This is a genomic window from Burkholderia sp. BCC1977 (assembly GCF_905339595.1).
Taxonomy (GTDB): Bacteria; Pseudomonadota; Gammaproteobacteria; order Burkholderiales; family Burkholderiaceae; genus Burkholderia.
Genome location: NZ_CAJPGQ010000180.1, coordinates 1 through 417, shown reverse-complemented (window position 1 = coordinate 417; position 417 = coordinate 1). Strand labels below are relative to the sequence as shown.

Below are 417 nucleotides of genomic sequence, written 5' to 3'. Positions count from 1 at the left end.
GTCGCGCGGCGACGGCTTCGTCGGGTTCGGTCATGTTGCCTCCGCAGGTCGATGCCGCACGCTCAGACGTGCAGCAGAAGATGGCGGCGCTCCCACGAACTGATCACGCGGAAGAACGCTTCGTATTCGGTTTCCTTCAGCGCCAGGTACGCCTTCACGAACTTGTCGCCGAGAATGCCGGCGAGCGGCGTGCACGCGGCCATCAGCGAGATGCCCTCCTCGAGGTTGCGCGGCAGCTGGTACGGCAGGTCGTAGCCGTCGGACGCGATCGGCTCGGTCGGCGCGAGCTGCTGCGTCATGCCGAGATAGCCGGCCGCGAGCGTCGCCGCGAACGCGAGATACGGGTTGCAGTCCACGCCCGGAATCCGGTTCTCGATGCGCCGCGCGACCGGCGTCGACTGCGGGATGCGAAAGCCC

The 417-nt window shown here is 67.6% G+C and carries 1 pseudogene; it reads right to left on the bottom strand.

What is annotated here, in order from left to right:
• Positions 1-62: 62 nt before the first annotated feature.
• Positions 63-417, bottom strand: a pseudogene (locus U5771_RS35365) (glutamine synthetase); the annotation flags it as partial.